Source organism: Marinomonas sp. PE14-40 (assembly GCF_051623805.1).
Classification (GTDB): domain Bacteria; phylum Pseudomonadota; class Gammaproteobacteria; order Pseudomonadales; family Marinomonadaceae; genus Marinomonas.
On the sequence record NZ_CP130700.1, the window covers coordinates 1,419,293 to 1,438,417 of the forward strand.

Genomic DNA, 19,125 nt, shown 5'->3' on the forward strand with positions numbered 1-19,125 from the left:
TAGCTATCCTCTAGATCAAAGCACCTTAGGGTTCGTATTTTTCTGGTCAGAGCTCGATGAAACAGAGCTAGGATGCTCTAATGTTTCTGCTAGATTACTCATTAACAACTGGTAAAAGTCCTGCTGCTTAATCGGCTTAGAAAATAAGTAGCCTTGGTACATCATTTGGTGCTGTTTCAACCAATCAAGCTGAGCTTGCCACTCAACGCCCTCAGCCACTATGTCTAGTTCTAGATGCTGGCCAATAGAGATAATGGCAGTTACCAAAGCTTGATCATTATGGTCAATAATCAAATCCTGGATAAAGCTGCGATCTATCTTAATTTTATTGACTGGCAATCGTTTCAAGTAGCTTAATGAACTGTAACCCGTACCAAAATCATCAAGAGAGAAATTTACACCAATCAGTGCAAGCTTTTTCATTTTTGCAACGGACTCTTCAATATCTTGTATCGCTGAAGATTCAGTAATCTCTAATTCAAACAAGTCCGCGGGCATTGAGAAGTCGCGCAAGGTTGCTTTAAAAGTCTCTATAAAATTCTTAGAATGAAGCTCTATCGCACTCACGTTGAGAGAAATCCTGAACCCCTCAGGTAATACTGAAAGTAGATCTTTCTCATTAATAAAGGCACACAAATCTCTTAACAAGCCATCGCTAATGTCACAAATAAGTCCTGAGGACTCCAAGAAGTCGATAAACTCATTCGGGCCAATTAGGCCTTTCTCAGGATGATTCCAACGAATCAGGGCTTCTGCGCCGAGTACTTGGTTAGATCCAACACATACAATGGGCTGTAAATAAAATTCAAACTCTTTATTTTCAATGGCACTCTTAAGGTCGTTCTCTAAACGAACATAACTGGCGACTTCTTGCGTCATCTCCATCTTAAACATAGAGATACGATTTCGACCGGCTGATTTGGCGTTATACATAGCAGTATCACCAAACTTAAACAGCTCTTCGGCATCTGAATCTTCTTCCGAGAAGATAACGACACCTATACTGGCCGTAATACGGAATTCATTCCCTTTAATATTTAAGGGTTGCCTGATATCACACAGAATAAGCTCAGCAGTGCTGACTATCTTATTAATAGCCGTTTCTTTGTCCTCATCAACACCACTTAAAATAATACAAAACTCATCGCCACCAATACGGGCTAAAGTGTTACTGCTATTTATCTTTGAGGCCAACCTATCTGATAAGGCCAATATAATGGAATCACCCACTGAGTGACCTTTAGAATCATTTATCAATCTAAATTCATCTAAATCTATATATAAGAGTGCACCAAACTGCTTATGACTTGCAGTATAAGTGATGGCCATTCCCAAGCGATCTAAGAAAAGCTCTCTATTAGGCAAACCTGTTAGTTGATCCTGATAGGCGACTTGAATCAGTTGTTTTTCTCGGGTTATTTTTTCTGTCATATCACTTGCGACTAGCAAGAGACTGGCATGCCCTTCATACACTATGGCGGTATAGCTAATTTGCAATACACGCTTACGTGCCATGCCATCTGTGAGTTCACGCTCGACTTCGTAAGACTCTTCGAGGTTATGAATAACTTGAATTAATTCATGAGCAAATCTATCCGCTTCTTGGGAGTTAACACCACGATGTAGATCTAAAAAGTTGGCGCCTAAGATTTGTTCGGTTTTGACACCGTAAAACAAGTTTGCTGAATTGTTAGCAAACAACACAGTTAAATCACGATCCAACGCCATCACTATGTTCGGGTTAACATCGATTAACGCTTTTAATTGGTCACGGTTCTCTCTTAAAGCGCTCTGGTTTATCTCTAATTGATTCAATAATGAATTGGTTGTATCGACAATATCAGATATCTCACCACTGTCATGGTGACGCATATGCTCAAGACGATACCCAGCAGGTTGCTTAGGGTCTATCTTCATCAATTGATCTCTTAGCTTCATTAAAGGAATCGCTAAGATATTCTGAAAAACAACAGCCAACATAAGGCCAAGTAATAAGTTTCTTAACACACCTGAGACAAGCACATACCAAGCACGCTGGAAAAATGGCGCCATGGCAGCATCACCATTCACTTCAAGAATCAGCTCACCTTCACTTACCTGAGAGTCATTTATTAGATCAAAAAGGTGTGTTTCTGTGGAATAGCCAAATAAATTCGATAGCCAATAGGTATTGGATTGCACTGGTTGGCGTACAAAAGAAGCCAGTATGTTTTTTCGATCATCAACTAATTTAACCTGATTCAAAAAATCGAAGTGAGACAAGCCATTCACTAACTCTGAGGCAAGACCGGGGTCAAGTTGATGCACAGCACGCTGAGCCGCAGGCGCTGTAATTGAGAAGATCTCTTCTACCTTGTCATCTATTAACTTAGCTTGATTATCAAAATCACTATACAGCTGAAGTAAACTAACTAATAAGCCAAGAATAAAGGCAATGGATACCGTTGACCGAGTCAACTTAAAGGATAAACCAGTTAAAAATTTATTATTCATAAAATAAAAAACAAGCACTTATCAAGAGAATATGTTGCAGGTATTTAGATAAGATTATAGTTACTTGTTTAATTACCTCCAGTTAAACGAAATTCATCAAGTGACTTAGGAAGCTACGAACAAGCCACCTCTTCTCAGTCTAATCAGTCTTATCAGAAAAAAAGGCTAATCAAGGCGTCTCTTTGAAGTAATGTAGGCACCTTTCTAGAAGGGACAACGCAGATTAACACTTTTCCTGCAAAACCCGCAGGGAGTAGCCTAAAAGCCCTACCTTTATGTTGAAGCACTTATCAATAGAATAACGATTAAGTTGCGCACTTCACCATAAATCTAAATGCCTTTACCCACACACTAAAACGGGAAGACTTATTCGCAGTTTCCTTATAAACCCATTCAGTTCAACTTTCAGCATGTCAGACTCGAAATTTAAATCAAGGTTAAAAGCGTCATATTGCAAAAATATGAAGCTATCTCCATAAAAAGTAAAAAAAAACCTAAGTGTCAGCACACTTAGGTTTTTAAAAATAATCTAAAACATCAGTTCGTTAAAGTGATTTAATAACTTAAGCAAAACAATAAGTTCAAGCTAAAGATTTGGAAATAACTTCATAAACGTCTTTAGAAAGTTCTTGCGCTTGCACTCTTTCTAACTCAGATTTCATCAGACCCGATAAGCCAGATTCCATTTTACGCCAGCGTGTTAACGGCGTACAAAGCCTTGATGCAAGCTGTGGATTACGCTTATCTAATTCAATAATTAAATTTGCTAAAAAAGCATAACCACTACCATCTTCGTTGTGGAAACAAGGTACATTTTGCGTTAAACCACCCAACAAAGATCTGACTTTGTTTGGGTTTTTAAGGTCAAAAGCGTCATGTTCCATTAGTGCTTTGATTCTATCAAGGCTACCTTCCCCTTCTTGAGAAGCACTCAACATCAGCCATTTATTAACAACTAACGACTCACTTGACCACTTTTCATAGAATCCTGCCAATAAACTTTGAGCATCAGGATGCTCACTATTCACAGAGATAGAAAGCGCTGCAAACTCATCGGTCATATTGTCTGAAGATAAGCATTGTTCAGCAATCACTGGAACAACTTGCTTATCCTGACTATCAGCCCAATAACTCAAGACTACATTTTTAAGCTGACGTTTCGCCATTTGCTCAGAATTTGGCAAATAGGCACCAACAATCTTGTTACGCTCATAACACACAGACAATTCTGAGGTCAGTTTGCTGGCAATCATTTGCTTCAAGAACTTACGCGCTTTAGCAATAGCTTTAGGATCAATGCTTTCAGCAAGCTCTGCTAAGTAAGAGGCACTTGGTAAAGTCAGAATCAAGGCAACCATGGCTGGATCTAGGTTTTCATCCATCAAAATGCTGGCAAAGCCTTCAATCAAGTTTGATTCAATCACAAGGTCTTCACCTGCTTTTACCTGTTCAATCAAAGTAGATAGTTCATTTACCGCCAATTGTTGAGCAGCACTCCAGCGATTAAATCCATCTGTGTCACTTGAAAGCAGCAATAACAAGTCTTGCGCTTCTAGATCTTGTTTTAATTTAACCGGAGCAGAAAAGCCTCTTAGCAGTGAAGGAACAGCAGCTTGAGAAACGCCTTTAAATTCAAAACTCTGTTTTAATTGATTTAAATGCAATACATGCTCTTTAGCGGCAACCCCCTGGAACTGAGTCGTTAACTCTTGACCATCTTTTCCAACAAGCCCCATTCTGATAGGCATGTGCAAAGCAAGCTTTGTCGGTTGACCAGGTGTTGCAGGGGTCATTTGCTCAACATGTAAAGTTAAACTTGTTTCTGCTTCATTATATTCTGAGGTCACAGTGAGAACCGGCGTTCCTGCTTGTGAATACCAACGACTAAACTGCTTAAGGTCAACACCGCTGGCATCTTCCATTGCTTTAACAAAGTCATCACAAGTAACCGCTTGCCCATCATGACGCTCAAAATAAAGGTCTGAGCCTTTACGGAATGACTCTTCTCCTAACAAGGTATGAATCATGCGAACTATTTCAGCACCTTTCTCATAAATTGTCAGAGTATAGAAATTTGATATCTCGATAAATGATGCTGGGCGCACTGGATGTGCCATTGGACCCGCATCCTCTGCAAACTGAGCAGTACGTAAAAAAGAGACATCTTCAACACGTTTAACCGTTGGAGAGTTCATATCTGCTGAGAACATTTGATCACGGAATACCGTAAAGCCTTCTTTCAGACTTAACTGGAACCAGTCACGACAAGTAACACGGTTGCCTGACCAATTATGGAAGTACTCATGGGCAACAACGGCTTCTACACGTAAAAAACCATCATCTGTCGTCGTTTCTGGCGTAGCCAACAAGCAAGATGAGTTAAAAATATTTAGGCCTTTGTTTTCCATTGCGCCCATGTTGAAATCATCGACAGCGACAACCATAAATATATCAAGATCGTATTCACGGCCGTAAACTTCTTCGTCCCACTTCATAGATCGTTTTAGCGAGTCCATTGCATAATCGACTTTATCGATATTATGGCTTTCAGTGAAGATCTCTAAAGCAACTTCTTTACCTGTCATAGTGGTAAAAGTGTCTTGGATTTTTTCAAGATTACCAGCAACTAGGGCGAACAAATAAGCAGGCTTTGGGAAAGGGTCATGCCAAACAACAAATCGTTTACCTTCTTCTGTCTCGCCTTCTTCAATCTGATTACCATTGGCAAGCATTGTCGGATACTTATCAGCATCTGCTTCAATACGCGTTGTAAACACAGACATCACATCTGGACGATCAAGGTAATAAGTAATATGTCTAAAACCTTCTGCTTCACACTGGGTGCAAAACATTGAAGAAGAACGATACAAGCCTTCAAGACGTGTATTGTTTTGCGGCTCAATTAGGGTTTCGCAGGTTAAAATAAATTTATCAGGTGTTGCTGTAATGATCAGCTGTTTATCTTTTAAACGGTATTCAGCTTCGGGTAACTGATAATCATCAATCGCAATAGCAACCAGTTTCACATCTTCACCACCATCTAGAATTAAAGGAGCATTGCCCTCTTTAGATGCTGGGTTACGACGCATATGTAAATGCGACGTTACTATGCTGACAGAGTCATCAAGGTCAAATATAAGCTCTGTTTTATCAATGAGAAATGGAGGGACTTTATAGTCTTTTAAGTGAATCGCCGCAGGCTGAGCTTCTTTCATAATTATTATTTCCTATGCGCTGATGCTAATGGCTAAATGTAACCTGATAGCCAGTATATTTACGTATATTAATTACCCCAGTATCCAGTAACCAATATTGACCTTTTATGCCTAACAATGTGCCTTCAACTAAAGGGGTTTTCTCAGCATTAATACTCACCACTTTTGTTGGAAAACTTAAAACAGGGTATTCAAACTTATGGGTAAAGTTTTCTTCTGATAAATCAGTAATTGACTGTATGCCAAATTCGTACTGTAGGCTATCTAAACCCTCACCTAGCAAGGAGATTAATCTCTCTTGTTCGAACTCTAGATCTAGATCGTCAGCATTACCTTTAAGCATGTTACGCCAGTTAGTTTTATCAGCAACTTCTTGCTTAAAAAGTGTTTCAACTAAGCCTGACAGTCGGCGGTTTTGCACACTAAAGATTGCTCGCCCTTGCGTTGCTCCCTGATCAATCCAACGCGTTGGCAATTGATCACCACGGGTAATACCAACCTTTAAACCTGATGAGTTGGCTAGATAAACATAATGACTCTGCATACAGTACTTTTCGGCCCATTCTGGTTCACGGCAAGTACCTAGATGAAAATGACATTTCTCAGGGCTCATTATGCAAGTATCGCACGCTGCTAATTTTTTAAAACATGGGTAGCAAAACCCCTGACTAAATGACTTTTTAGTGGTTCTGGAGCAATTAACACACTGGATACTGCCGTCGAAGTTTAAGCTAACTTTTTGCCCCAGCAAGTCATTCATATTGATGCTGGTATCAGCAAGATTCAATTGATAACTAACCTTGCCATCACTTGATACCTGACTTGTCATTTTTCTAATGCTGCCTGAAATCATGACTTTTTAGACTCTTTTTCTGAAAATGGCTGATCAACCCATTTCACCGTCTCATGTTCTAACGTGTCTTTCTTTGAAGAACACCCAAGATGCGCATTACGGTCAATAAAACCAACACGTTCGTCTTCACCTTTATTACTGTAGTCATAAGTAATAACAGCCTGTAAACAAAGTTCTTTTTGCTCATCAGTTAAACGAACACCATTAGGCCATTTGCCTAACTCCACCGCGAGTTTGATGCTTTCGTAAACTTCTGGCGACATGTTGTCGATCATTTCTTTAAAATTCATAGTTTTCTCTTTGTTTCAACTCGGCGAATCAACGTCTTTTCTGGCGAATCGCATAAAGGTGATATAGATAAGCACAAACAAGACCGCACACTAAGCCAATTAAATGGGCTGTATTTGCAATTTTTCCTATGCCTATTTGTTCAAAAAAGCTGGTATAACCTAGCGCTAGCCAAAGCAATAAAAAGATCATAATAGGCTTTGAGATTAAATCAGGGCAATTGGGTATTAACTTTGGTGCTAACCATGCAAAACCAATAATGGCGTATACCACACCAGACATGCCACCAAATAAAGGAGATTCAGTATCTAGGTATTGTAAATAATTACTTGCTAATGCCGTAATCAAAACCAATAACAAATAAAATACCGAGCCAATCACTTTTTCAATTTTACGGCCTATATCCCATACCCACAGTAAATTAAACGCAATATGAATCATGGAGAAATGGATAAAAATCGGAGTAATAAGACGCCAGTACTGATGGTTTTCAATCACATAAGAAAAGTGCGTTGTGGTGAGATAGTTGCCACTGACCTGAATAGGCAAAAAACTAAACCAAGACAATGCGGAATATTGACTACCTAACCCAGTTAAGAAAGCTACGAGAATACTGATCAAAACCAGTCCAGCGTTAACAGGGTAAAGGCTAATTAATTTACTCGCTTGCGCAAGATTGAAGCTCGAAGCTTTTTTAGGTGCCGGTGGAATTTGCGCTAATTTGTCTGGTTCACCAAGGTACATATTAAGAATTTGCTGGACCATAAGCACATGACGTTCATCAAGTAGCCAAAGCTGATCAGCACCATCTTTATGTATGATCCTATGAGGAATACTCTGCTGCCATAAGGTCTTACTTAAAGCAGCTGGGTCTTGTTCTAACGTAAATTGATAAACAAAAATCATGTTAAAAAACGGTGCGTACCTAGTATAAAAACGCTGAGTCCTTGCTTGATTAAGAAGTATAACCCGTTTGCCAGCCTAACTTGCTGCGACAAACATCGTAAAAGTCGTGGTTTTTAGGATGTATCAATCTAATACCACCTTCTTTACGAGCGATATGAATTTCATCTCCTGGTGCCGCCGTAATATGAAGCTGACCGTCACAACTCACACTTGGATACGTTAAGTTTGAGTCACATACAACAATTCTTATCTTAGCGTTGGCATCAATCACAATCGGACGATTACTTAATGTATGAGGGTGCATAGGCACTAATACAATCGCATCCAATTTTGGCAACATGATAGGGCCACCTGCCGATAAAGCATAGGCCGTTGAACCCGTTGGTGTTGCAACAATAAGACCATCTGACTTTTGGTTCATGACAAACTGATCATCAATAAACATATCGAAACGTATCATTCTTGCTGATTTACCTGGGTGCAAAACAATATCGTTTAGAGCATTACCTTCACCGCTAGGCTTATTATTGCGGGTAATTTTAGCATCTATCATGAAGCGCTTTTCTTCAAAGTACTCACCCGCAAAAATAGGGTCAAGTTCTTCTTTTAAAGCCGTCGGGGAAATGTCAGTTAAAAAACCTAAAGTACCTCGGTTGATACCAAGGACAGGAATATCATAGTTGCAAATAGCGCGTGCAGCACCTAAAAAACTACCATCACCACCGACTACCATCGCTAGGTCACAGTTATCGCCTAACTCTTTAATGGGTGCAATATCAACCTTAACACCAGGTAACATAGCACTTAGGTTTTCTTCAAGAACAGGCTGTATACCTTTCTTGCTTAAGTAATCCAGTAGTTTCTTTACCGTTTCTAATACTTTGGGGTTATCCAGTCTGGCAATAATGCCTACCCTTGCAAACTGACTCATGTACGCCACTCTTTGATAATCAATACTAAAAACAAAAGGATAAAATCACTGTTCTTTTTAAACAGATGACAATAAATTTGCTGCGAACTTTACCACGTCATACAAAATAACACTAAAAGCTTAGCCATTTTTGTCAGATATTATTGATATCCACTCCAACCTTGCAAGCCGCCTGTATGAATAAGCAACAAGTTTTTATTATCTAAGTTCCCTTTGACTATTTCTTGTTCAAGACCGTATACCACTTTAGCCGTATAAACCGGATCCAATTGAAGCCCTGGGTTCAATGAGTGCAGCTTTTCAATATAGTCTTTCAAACCCTGTGGTAGCTTAGCGTAACCACCATGATGGTAATCGCCGATGATTTTTAAGCGCTCAATATCAGTATTAGGATTCTGGGTTAAAGCAAATCTTCGAATATCATTTAACAACCCTTCTCCTCCTTTTAAAGCAGGAAACACCAATATGTCAGGCGAATTATTTTTTTCTATTTTTTCGTAGGCTAAAAAGCCTGCACTGGTTGCTCCCGTTCCAGCACTGACAACCCAAGTATTAAACTCACCTAACGTTTTAGTTTGAGCATCAATTTCCTGCGCCCAGTCACAACACCCTTGCACACCCAGTGAGTTAGAACCACCTTCTGGCACCCAATAAGCATCTGGGTAGTAGTTTTTAAGATTAGCAACAAATTCAGAGTCCATACCCGCTTTATAGTCAATACGCTTACTCGGCCACAAAACACCACCAGCTTTGACAAAGTCCCTTAATGTTGGTGTCAGCTTAGGTTGTAATTCGCCTCGAACAATTGCTATTGGTGTGATATCAAACGACAAAGCAATATTCCCTAAAGCATGAAGATGATTTGAATAAGGCCCACCAAAACTGATTAGCTGCTTCGCACCCTGCACTTTTGCCGCTTCTAGATTAAACTTTAACTTATGCCATTTATTACCAGGGGCCTTTTCATGCTCTAAATCACCTCGATAGATAGCAATTCGAATATTTTTCTCATTTAGAAGCGTGTTCTCAAGAGTAAGGATTAAAGGGTGTATCATGCGGGTTCCATGTCACTTGGGGTCATTGAGCAAAATCGAGGCAAAAAAAAGCCTCGTTAAAAACGAGGCTAATAATAACATACTAAGGAATCTATAAATCTGAGCAAGCTCAAACATTAAAATATCTGACATGCATAAAAATGATAGGTTCAATATTTTTTTTCATTTTAGATATTCCCCAAAACGACCCTTTATTTGTTAAAATCTCCTCGCCATTCCAGTAGAGACAAAAAACATGATCCCTAAGCTGTCAGATATCACCCCAACCCAATCCCTCTATTTAAGTTTTATCGAGCGTTTAAACGCCGATGGATTTAGTGGTGATACTAACCCTGACTACGCCAACCGAGTTGTACTCGCCACGGACAACTCTATTTATCAAGTCTTACCTCAAGGTGTTATTTATCCAAAATCAGTAGCTGACATCCAACTATTGACCCGCCTTGCACACCTCGAAGAGTTTCAATCCATTGTATTAAGCCCACGAGGCGGCGGCACGGGCACTAATGGCCAATCGCTGACCGATGGTTTGATTGTGGATTTATCTAAGCACATGAATCAGGTGCTTGAAATTAACGCTGAAGAAGGCTGGGCCAGAGTCCAAACCGGCGTTGTAAAAGATCAGCTAAACGCGGCAATTAAAGATCATGGACTTTTCTTTGCGCCAGAACTCTCCACCAGTAACCGCGCGACCATAGGAGGCATGATAAACACGGATGCCAGCGGTCAGGGCTCTGTCATGTACGGTAAAACCCGTGATCATGTTTTATCGCTTGATACCGTGTTACTTGATGGCACGCTTCTTAGTTCTGGTCCTATCTCTGATGAGAAGCTGGCTGAAGAAAAGCTGCGTGAAGATTATGCGGGCCATATTCATCGTGTGGTTGATGATGCCTTTAATCACAACCAAGCTATAATCGATGAAGTTTTCCCTGAATTAAACCGTTGCCTTACGGGTTACGACTTAGCTCACATACGCGATGAAAACAAAGCTTTCAACCTAAACTCTGTGCTTTGTGGCTCAGAAGGTACCTTAGGCTTTATTGTAGAAGCTAAAGTTAATCTACTTAAGATTCCTACCTTCGCGACCTTAGTCAACATTCGTTATGACAGCTTTGAAGGTTCGTTACGCCACGCCAAAGAGCTGCTAAACGCGGCCCCAACCTCGATTGAAACGGTTGACTCCCGTGTACTTGGCCTTGCCAAAGACGACATCATTTGGCATTCGGTTGCTGAATTCTTCCCTGATGAAAGTGGGGATAATGCAGGTAAAGAGCTTCAGGGTGTAAACTTAGTTGAGTACACAGGCAACGACCAAACAGAAGTAGATAATCGCATTAAGGTACTGACTGATTTATTAGATGCGGCACTTGCTAAGCCTAACTGCAAGATACTGGGCTACACCTTGGCCCAAGGCCATGAAAATGTGAAAAAAATCTGGGCAATGCGTAAAAAGTCAGTTGGCCTTTTGGGTAATGCCAAAGGTGAAGGTCGTCCGATTCCCTTTGTAGAAGATACGGCGGTACCGCCTGAAAACCTAGCTGACTTCATTATGGAGTTTCGTGCGGTACTCGACGCCCATGATCTCAGCTACGGCATGTTCGGCCATGTTGATGCCGGAGTTTTACATGTACGTCCTGCTATCGACATGAAAGATGAAAAGAACGAAAGCTTGATTCGTGATATCACAGATAAAGTGGTTGCCCTCACGCAGAAATATGACGGACTGTTATGGGGTGAACACGGTAAGGGGGTTCGTTCTGAATACGCGACCGAATTCTTTGGTGAGCTTTACCCTGTGATTCAGCAGGTAAAAGGTGCTTTTGACCCACACAACCAGCTAAACCCAGGCAAAATTGCAACTCCATTCGAGCTTGGCGTTGAACTATTAAAAATTGATGAAGTGCCAATGAGGGGTCAGTTCGATCGTCAAATCCCTCTGGTTAACCGTGATCAATTCCAAGCTGGCATGTACTGTAATGGTAATGGTGCTTGTTATAACTTTGATCCAAACGATGCCATGTGCCCTTCTTACAAAGGGACGCGTGAGCGTATCCACTCACCAAAAGGTCGTGCCTCTTTGATGCGTGAATGGCTACGTGGCATGAGCGAACAAGGTGTCGACACTCAGGCAATCAGCGACAAAATAAAAGAAACCAGTTTTGCCGCTAGTTTCTTCCCGCGCCTGAACAACACTTTGAAAAAGCGTCGTGGTGACTATGACTTTTCCAACGAAGTGCATGAATCCATGATGGGCTGCCTTGCTTGTAAGTCTTGTGTAGGCCAATGCCCTATTAAAGTCGACGTGCCTGAGTTTAGAGCTAAATTCCTAGAGATCTATTACTCACGCTATTTGCGCCCCGTAAAAGATTATGTGGTTGGTTCAATGGAATACATTATGCCGACTTTAGCTAAATTCCCTCAGCCTTATAATTGGATGATGGAACAAGCTTGGATCAACCGCTTCAGCGCTAACTATTTAGGCATCACAGATAGTCCAACGCTTTCTAAACTTAACATCAAGAAAGAAATGAACAAGCGTGGTATTCGCTTTGCGACACCTATGGCACTTGATGCAATCAACCCATATGAAAGACATAAAGCCGTCATCATAGTACAGGATGCTTTTACGAGTTATTTTGAAACTCAGCTGGTATTAGACACCATGGAGTTATTGACGCGCCTTGGTTTTCAAGCCTTCTTAGCGCCTTACAAACCAAATGGTAAACCCTTGCATGTACATGGTTTTTTTAAGGCATTTGAGAAAGCAGCGAATAAAAACCTAGACATGTTAGAAGAGTTAGCGGCTTACAAGATTCCATTTGTAGGGGTTGATCCATCCATGACCTTAAGCTTCCGCTCCGAATACCCTAAAGTGATTGGTGATAAGCGTGAGATTCCAACCGTTAACCTATTGCAAGAATGGTTAGTTGGCAAAAAAGATCACCTATCAACCCAGCCCTTTGCCCTAGAAGATGAAACCTATCATTTGTTAGCTCATTGTACCGAAAAAACTAATGCGGCAGGCTCTATCCAAGATTGGGTTAAAGTGTTCTCACTAGTAGGTCTTAGTTTAAAGGTTGAAAATGTGGGCTGTTGTGGCATGGCTGGGACTTATGGTCATGAAACAGCAAACCTACAAACCTCAAAAGACATTTATGAGCTTTCTTGGAAAGACAAGGTAAATGATGAAGCCTTGCAAGACCGTATTGTAGCAACAGGTTACTCTTGTCGCAGTCAGGTGAAACGTTTTGATCAAAAAGCCGTACTCCACCCATTACAAGCCTTACTTAAACATTTAAAAGAAGCCGCTCAGGCTTAACTTTTATCCCAAAAACAAAACACCCGCAAAGCATGCGGGTGTTTTCCTTAGAAGCAAATATCCATGCATAACTCTCAAGTTATATATCAATCTCAAGATGAGCTTGGTCAAATCACCGTTCATGAAGATGGCCAATATCGTTTGCTTTCATTTGCTAAAGGCGATGAACAAAGTCGCATCAGCCTTTCCAAGCCCAATGTTTTGCAACACGAATATACTCAAGCCATGATGCTGAGTTTATTATTCTGCAAACCCAAACGTGCGACTGTACTTGGTTTAGGTGGAGGCTGTCTTATCAGAGCCTTATTAGACACAGTGCCAGGCATCAAATTGACCGCTGTCGAATTGCGCCCAGAAGTGATTAAAATTGCTGAAAAATACTTTCATTTACCTCGCTCTAAACGGCTACAAATAGTTGAACAAGACGCAACTTCCTACATAGCTAAAACACAAGACAAAAAAGTTGATTTGCTCTTTACTGATCTCTATTTAGAAACAGGCATGGACAAAGCTGTGATTGCTGAGAACTTTATTGAAAACTGCGACAAACAGTTAAAAAGTGAAGGCTGGCTAGTTATAAACTGCTGGGAAGGAGACCATGACTACACCAACTTAATTGAGCTACTTCGTAACTATTTCATTGATATTAGAAGCATGAATACTAGCAGTGGTAACTGGGTTATTCTGGCAGGGAAACGAATAAACTATCAGACAGCCAAAGCACTTAAACAAGACGCCTTAAAGCTTTCCTCAGACTTAGACTTCCAACTAAGCAAATGGTTAAACAGATTAGCGGAAGTTTGAAAATGAGTTTTTATCGTTAGTTGTTAATATATATGGCCTTATTCTCATTCTAAGAATGAGGTCTACATACTTTCTGCGCATTTCAAGAAAAACACTTACACCAAACTACATATCATTACATCTGCCTAACTGTTTTTACATGAAATTTCCATAGACTTATATCATGTAAAGTAGCATTAAGTAAGATTTTATATTGTGAAAAATAAGGATATATCACTATGAAACATCTAAGACTTAATTACATACCTTTTATCCTTATGAGAAACACACATGTCATTATCCAAAAAGCTTCTTAGTATCATTTCGATTGCTATTGCAGCTGCATTACTAGTTGCGCTTGTTGCTATAGCCAATATAAATCGTGGTTTTAATAGTTACGATCAAATATTCACCACTGAGTTAAATGCTGAAAGAACAGCCCTCACCTTAAACATTGAGTTCAAACGACAAGTACAAGAATGGAAAAACGTTTTAATTCGAGGCAAAGACCCTAAGCAGTTGAAGAAATATTGGGGTAAATTCAAAGCTCAGGAAGAAAAAGTTCAGAGTATTTCATCTGATTTAATATCCTACCTTGGTAACTACCCAGAGCAACTTAGTATTGCTCAGGATTTTAAGTCTAATCACATTCAAATGGGCGAGAAATACCAGCAAGGTTATAATGCATTTATCGCAGCAAACTTTGATATTAAAACAGGTGATAAAGCCGTTTCAGGCATAGATAGGAAGCCTTCTGCACAAGTTGAGTCTCTATCTAGTAACTTAGCAGAAATCAGTAAATCTAAACGTGGCTCTGTTTCTAGTAATGTGAAAAGCAACATTTTGTGGTCACTTGCCACCTTAATTATTGTCTTGATTGCGATTACTTTCATGGCATCAAGTTTGATTAACAAATTAATTATTAACCCTCTTTTATTGTTGATTAATAATGTTTCTGAGTTAGCTCAAGGTAAGATCATTGCAGATTTAAATCTGACTCGTAAAGATGAGTTAGGTGATCTAGGGAAAGCGACTCAAAATTTAAAAGACTTCTTATCTACCCTATCAGACAAGTTGCAGTCTTCAACAGTTTCCCTTACTGACAGCTCTCAAAACCTGCACAATGTTGCAGAGAACCTCACAGAAAACTCTGGCACTCAAACTCAGCAAAGCCATCAAGCTCAGACCGCTATTTCAGAAATGAACACGCAAGCAGACGATTCAGTAAGACAAGTTGAACAAACAGCTCAAGCCAGTGACCATAGCCAAAAAATTGCCATTGAAAGTAAAAATGCTATGCATCTAACACTAAGTGGTATTGACAAACTGGTGGGTGATATTGATTCAGCGTCCTCTGCGATCGCATCTCTTGCAAGCCAAACAGAACAGGTAAACTCTGTTTTAGAAGTTATTCAAGGTATTGCAGAACAAACCAATCTACTTGCTTTGAACGCAGCAATAGAAGCAGCACGTGCTGGAGAACAAGGCAGAGGCTTTGCTGTTGTAGCGGATGAAGTTAGAAACTTAGCCCAGAAAACCCATGTCTCCACAGAAGAAATCCAGAAAGTACTTTTAAACGTTACTACCGGAACAAATGAAGCCGTTAAAGCCATTCAAGGTGGTAAAGATCAAAGTAACCACATTCAAGAGACCGTAAACAAAGCCAGTGAGAAGCTCACCATTGCCGTTGACTCAATTGCCGAAATTAACCAATTAAATAGCCTGGTCAGTTCAGCAATGCAAACCCAACAAGCGTCATCTCAACAAGTTGAACAGCTCATAGGTGAAATTAACCATAAGATAACCGACAATGCAGAACAGGTTACTCAAGCCACTCAGGCAAGCAATCAGATTATGCATGTGGTTGATGACTTCAACGATCTATCAGGTTGGTTTAAACGTTAAGTTACTTTAATAAAAAAGGGAGCTATTAGCTCCCTTTTAAATTCTAGGCTAACGCTTCATCAACCAAGTTTTTAGCACCTTCCTCTAACTCACTTAAGTGAGTCTCAGAAACGAAACTTTCTAAATAAATCTTATAAATATTTTCAGTACCAGATGGTCTTGCTGCAAACCAACCATTAGCTGTTTCAACTTTTAGTCCACCAATGGCAGCTTGATTCCCTGGCGCTTTAGTCAATACACGACTGATATTATCACCCGCCAAAGTATCACCCTTTACGGATTCCGCACTTAGGTTAGCAAGTATTGCTTTCGCCTGGCCAGAACAAGGCACATCAATACGCTTATAAAAAGGCGTTCCATATTTCGCAACTTGTTCTTGGCTTAGCTGGTAAGGGTCCTTACCTGTGACAGCGAGCATCTCAGCAGCCAGTAACGCAAGAATGAATCCATCCTTATCCGTCGTCCAAACACTGCCATCATGACGCAAGAAAGAGGCGCCCGCACTCTCTTCTCCTCCAAACCCCATAGCTCCGGAGTAAAGTCCATCAACGTACCATTTAAAGCCAACTGGTACTTCACACAAAGTACGACCCAACCCTTCAACAACACGATCAATCATGCCACTGGATACCAAAGTTTTACCAAACAAGGTATCTGCTGGCCAATGAGGTCTATTATTGGCAAGATATTCAATGGCTACCGCAAGATAAGCATTCGGATTCATTAAGCCAGATGAAGCACACACAATACCGTGACGATCAAAATCAGGATCATTACCCACAGCAATGTCAAAATCATCTTTCATATTGAGTAAGTTATTCATGGCATAAGGCGACGAACAATCCATACGAATACGCCCATCTTTATCTAAGGGCATAAAGCCAAAACAGGCATCTACATTTGGATTTACGATTTCGATATTTAAACCATACCTATCTGCAATAGGTTGCCAAAATTGTATGCCTGAGCCACCCATAGGATCGACACCAATACGTATGCCAGCTTGAGCAATCGCCTTCATATCAATCACTTTATCAAGGTCAGAAACATAGTGATCTATATAATCAAACTCTTCGATTAGGTCAGACTGGCTTAAAGCCTTACCTCTTAGGCGTTTAACTCCTTCTAAACCAAGGCTTAAAAGCTCATTAGCTCGTGTAGCAATTTTATTCGTAATATCCGTATCAGCAGGACCACCTTTAGGTGGATTATATTTAATGCCCCCATCTTCAGGTGGGTTATGTGAAGGCGTAATGACAATACCATCTGCAACATCTTGCTGAGCCTGATTATGAGTAAGGATTGCATGGGAGATAACAGGTGTTGGTGTGTAGCTATTTGACTGCACTCTCACTCTGACACCATTGGCCGTCAGCACTTCTAATGCGGTTTGAAAGGCTGCATCGGATAAGGCATGTGTATCTTTACCTAAATAAAGTGGACCAGTAATATTCTGAGTTTGTCTATGTTCAGCAATGGCTTGGCAAATAGTTAAAATATGGTCTTCATTAAAGCTTGCATTAAAAGCTGAGCCTCGATGCCCTGAGGTGCCAAAAACGACTTTTTCATCTGCATTTAACTGAATATCAGGCTTTTTGCAGAAATATGCCGTCATCAATGCGGGGATATTTACGAGTTGATCAAAGGGTGCAAGCTGTCCTGCTTGAGGGTGAATTGCCATATTTACCTCTAAAATGAAGAATCTAAACTTATGGTCGCTTATATTTATTTCAGATTCAATCACTTAAAAAAAACTTAATTTAAGGAAACATAAGCTCAAAGCCCAACTGCCTTGGCAATGCCAGCATAGAAATGACTTTAGAATGATAAAAATCAAACTGAGCCATGAAACTCTGCCCTTTTCTCCATTGGCCGCCTAAATCCCTCTCTATTACCAACTCAGCATTCCCTTGTATCCAATCAATTGCGACTACATTGACATCATCAAAATATAAATAACTTAAAATCAAAGGTGAGGTGGCTTTTATAAAGCTTTTTTTAATTGAACAGATCAGTGCCAAAGTGATTTCATCAAGATGAGTTGCAAACCTTAATATCTCAGCCTGAGTCAGTACACCATAAGCCGCATTTGAACTAAGTGAAAATTCGGTTCTTGATTCAGTCCTTGAAACGATACTGACACCGATAGATTGATAGTCTTTACTTTTAGCAATCATGACAACCGCATAGGGATAACAATGAGCAACACTGCCTATTATCCCTTTTGGCCAAACAGGCATTTTCTTATCATCATTCTCTAAATGCGCATGATTCACAGCAAAATCAAATAACAATTGGTGAGCACACAAACGACCTGCAATATATTCTGCCTGTCGTTTTTGGTTCATTTGTTGATTGAGGCAGCTTGTAGGAATATCAAAATAAGAGAATGAATTCTTGCCTTGATAAGCTTTCTGAAAACGTTCGACACTAAAATTAGTTGCTGCAAATGCAATTTTTTTCCTAGGCTCTTCACCTCGCTTAAGAGGCCAAGTTTTATCAAATTTTGGCCAAAACAATTTAGCAGGCAAGCGCTTTGTTAACATTCCCACCGTTAAGCCCCTAACGTTGCGCCGCCATCCACTACGATATCTTGCATGGTAATATGAGACGCTAAATCAGACGCCAAGAAAAGTGCCGTATTCGCCACCTCTTCAACTTGCGCTATTTTATTCAAAGGAATACCAAGTTTAAAACGATCAGCTTGCCCTAAAATGGTAGCAGCATATGCCGCTTTACCTTTAAGCATGGCTTGCAACATAGGTGTATCAGTAGAGCCAGGTGAGACACAGTTACAGCGCACTGAATAAGGAGCCAGTTCTAACGCAAAATTATGGCTTAAACTAATCAACGCAGCTTTAGAAGCGCTGTATGCCAGCATACCTTTACGAGGAACATGGCCAGCATTTGAGGCAATATTGACAATAGCGCCTGATTTTTGTGCCTTAAATTCTGGCATTAACGCCTGCATGAGATAAAAAACACCAGACACATTCACATCAAAACAGGCTTGCCAATCTTGCTGGGAGATTTCATTGGTTTCACCCAAACGTAAAATACCCGCCGCATTAATTAAAACATCAATATCATGGTTTTTAAGTAAGGACGAAACGACTGTACTAACCGCCTCAGCATCACTGATATCTAACGCTTGAATAACAAATCCATAATCCTGATCAAAATCGCTTTTACGTACACCATGAAAAGCCTTATCCAAGGCAATAACCTTAGCACCTTGCTCATGCAGCATTTGTGCAATGCATAAGCCAACACCTTGAGCAGCTCCCGTTACCCAAACCGTTTTACCTTTAAAATTCATATCAGCCTTCTATTCACACTAAGCCTGTTCGACTCAGCTCAATCTTGTATATCAT

The 19,125-nt window shown here is 40.2% G+C and carries 13 protein-coding genes; 3 read left to right on the top strand and 10 right to left on the bottom strand.

Translation table 11 applies throughout. From position 1 onward, the window contains the following. Positions 1-15: 15 nt before the first annotated feature. The 7 genes from Q0A08_RS06475 to Q0A08_RS06505 all read right to left on the bottom strand — a co-directional run bounded on the left by Q0A08_RS06475 (position 16) and on the right by Q0A08_RS06505 (position 9,741). Positions 16-2,493, bottom strand: a complete 2,478-nt coding sequence (locus tag Q0A08_RS06475; protein ID WP_438465656.1) for a putative bifunctional diguanylate cyclase/phosphodiesterase — start codon at positions 2,491-2,493, stop codon at positions 16-18. 581 nt (positions 2,494-3,074) lie between these two features. Next, positions 3,075-5,708: an aminopeptidase N gene (gene pepN, locus Q0A08_RS06480; RefSeq protein ID WP_438465657.1), complete on the bottom strand. Its 2,634-nt coding sequence runs from the start codon at positions 5,706-5,708 to the stop codon at positions 3,075-3,077. Between the two features lie 25 nt (positions 5,709-5,733). Continuing rightward, positions 5,734-6,561 (bottom strand): DUF2797 domain-containing protein, encoded by an 828-nt coding sequence (locus Q0A08_RS06485; RefSeq protein WP_438465658.1) that lies wholly within the window; start codon positions 6,559-6,561, stop codon positions 5,734-5,736. Next, positions 6,558-6,851, bottom strand: coding sequence for a YeaC family protein (locus Q0A08_RS06490; RefSeq protein WP_438465659.1), 294 nt, complete (start codon positions 6,849-6,851; stop codon positions 6,558-6,560). Before Q0A08_RS06490 ends, Q0A08_RS06485 begins: the two co-directional genes overlap by 4 nt. 28 nt (positions 6,852-6,879) lie before the next feature. After that, positions 6,880-7,755, bottom strand: coding sequence for a rhomboid family intramembrane serine protease (locus tag Q0A08_RS06495; protein WP_438465660.1), 876 nt, complete (start codon positions 7,753-7,755; stop codon positions 6,880-6,882). A gap of 49 nt (positions 7,756-7,804) precedes the next feature. Beyond that, positions 7,805-8,686 carry an NAD(+) kinase gene (locus tag Q0A08_RS06500; protein ID WP_438465661.1) on the bottom strand — a complete coding sequence of 294 codons (882 nt, stop codon included), beginning with the start codon at positions 8,684-8,686 and terminating at the stop codon, positions 7,805-7,807. Between the two features lie 140 nt (positions 8,687-8,826). After that, positions 8,827-9,741, bottom strand: a complete 915-nt coding sequence (locus tag Q0A08_RS06505) for a 1-aminocyclopropane-1-carboxylate deaminase/D-cysteine desulfhydrase (RefSeq protein ID WP_438465662.1) — start codon at positions 9,739-9,741, stop codon at positions 8,827-8,829. A gap of 235 nt (positions 9,742-9,976) precedes the next feature. Between Q0A08_RS06505 and ydiJ the strand changes: the two genes are divergently transcribed. From ydiJ to Q0A08_RS06520, 3 genes are all read left to right on the top strand, one after another. After that, on the top strand, positions 9,977-13,063 hold the full coding sequence (gene ydiJ / locus Q0A08_RS06510) for a D-2-hydroxyglutarate dehydrogenase YdiJ (RefSeq protein ID WP_438465663.1): 3,087 nt from the start codon (positions 9,977-9,979) through the stop codon (positions 13,061-13,063). A 63-nt stretch (positions 13,064-13,126) separates the two neighbouring features. Next, a complete protein-coding gene (locus Q0A08_RS06515) occupies positions 13,127-13,867 on the top strand; it encodes a spermidine synthase (RefSeq protein WP_438465664.1) in 741 nt (246 codons plus the stop codon). A gap of 270 nt (positions 13,868-14,137) precedes the next feature. After that, the gene (locus tag Q0A08_RS06520; RefSeq protein WP_438465665.1) at positions 14,138-15,751 is read left to right on the top strand and encodes a methyl-accepting chemotaxis protein; all 1,614 of its coding nucleotides are present in this window, start codon (positions 14,138-14,140) and stop codon (positions 15,749-15,751) included. A 43-nt stretch (positions 15,752-15,794) separates the two neighbouring features. On the opposite strand, the gene pgm is transcribed toward Q0A08_RS06520, so the two are convergent. The 3 genes from pgm to dhbA all read right to left on the bottom strand — a co-directional run bounded on the left by pgm (position 15,795) and on the right by dhbA (position 19,070). Next, positions 15,795-17,432, bottom strand: coding sequence for a phosphoglucomutase (alpha-D-glucose-1,6-bisphosphate-dependent) (pgm, locus tag Q0A08_RS06525; RefSeq protein ID WP_438465666.1), 1,638 nt, complete (start codon positions 17,430-17,432; stop codon positions 15,795-15,797). Positions 17,433-17,511: 79 nt separating this feature from the next. Next, complete coding sequence (locus Q0A08_RS06530; RefSeq protein WP_438467610.1) at positions 17,512-18,297, bottom strand: 4'-phosphopantetheinyl transferase family protein; 786 nt, start codon at positions 18,295-18,297, stop codon at positions 17,512-17,514. Positions 18,298-18,305: 8 nt separating this feature from the next. Beyond that, complete coding sequence (dhbA, locus tag Q0A08_RS06535) at positions 18,306-19,070, bottom strand: 2,3-dihydro-2,3-dihydroxybenzoate dehydrogenase (protein ID WP_438465667.1); 765 nt, start codon at positions 19,068-19,070, stop codon at positions 18,306-18,308. Positions 19,071-19,125 lie beyond the last annotated feature (55 nt).

Bases quoted from the DNA above. Each gene is read 5' to 3' on its own strand.
- Q0A08_RS06495 (WP_438465660.1), bottom strand. From the start codon at position 7,755: ATGATTTTTGTTTATCAATTTACGTTAGAACAAGACCCAGCTGCTTTA.
- Q0A08_RS06505 (WP_438465662.1), bottom strand. From the start codon at position 9,741: ATGATACACCCTTTAATCCTTACTCTTGAGAACACGCTTCTAAATGAG.
- Q0A08_RS06500 (WP_438465661.1), bottom strand. From the start codon at position 8,686: ATGAGTCAGTTTGCAAGGGTAGGCATTATTGCCAGACTGGATAACCCC.
- Q0A08_RS06485 (WP_438465658.1), bottom strand. From the start codon at position 6,561: ATGATTTCAGGCAGCATTAGAAAAATGACAAGTCAGGTATCAAGTGAT.
- Q0A08_RS06515 (WP_438465664.1), top strand. From the start codon at position 13,127: ATGCATAACTCTCAAGTTATATATCAATCTCAAGATGAGCTTGGTCAA.
- Q0A08_RS06490 (WP_438465659.1), bottom strand. From the start codon at position 6,851: ATGAATTTTAAAGAAATGATCGACAACATGTCGCCAGAAGTTTACGAA.
- Q0A08_RS06530 (WP_438467610.1), bottom strand. From the start codon at position 18,297: ATGTTAACAAAGCGCTTGCCTGCTAAATTGTTTTGGCCAAAATTTGAT.
- Q0A08_RS06475 (WP_438465656.1), bottom strand. From the start codon at position 2,493: ATGAATAATAAATTTTTAACTGGTTTATCCTTTAAGTTGACTCGGTCA.
- pgm (WP_438465666.1), bottom strand. From the start codon at position 17,432: ATGGCAATTCACCCTCAAGCAGGACAGCTTGCACCCTTTGATCAACTC.
- Q0A08_RS06520 (WP_438465665.1), top strand. From the start codon at position 14,138: ATGTCATTATCCAAAAAGCTTCTTAGTATCATTTCGATTGCTATTGCA.
- dhbA (WP_438465667.1), bottom strand. From the start codon at position 19,070: ATGAATTTTAAAGGTAAAACGGTTTGGGTAACGGGAGCTGCTCAAGGT.
- pepN (WP_438465657.1), bottom strand. From the start codon at position 5,708: ATGAAAGAAGCTCAGCCTGCGGCGATTCACTTAAAAGACTATAAAGTC.
- ydiJ (WP_438465663.1), top strand. From the start codon at position 9,977: ATGATCCCTAAGCTGTCAGATATCACCCCAACCCAATCCCTCTATTTA.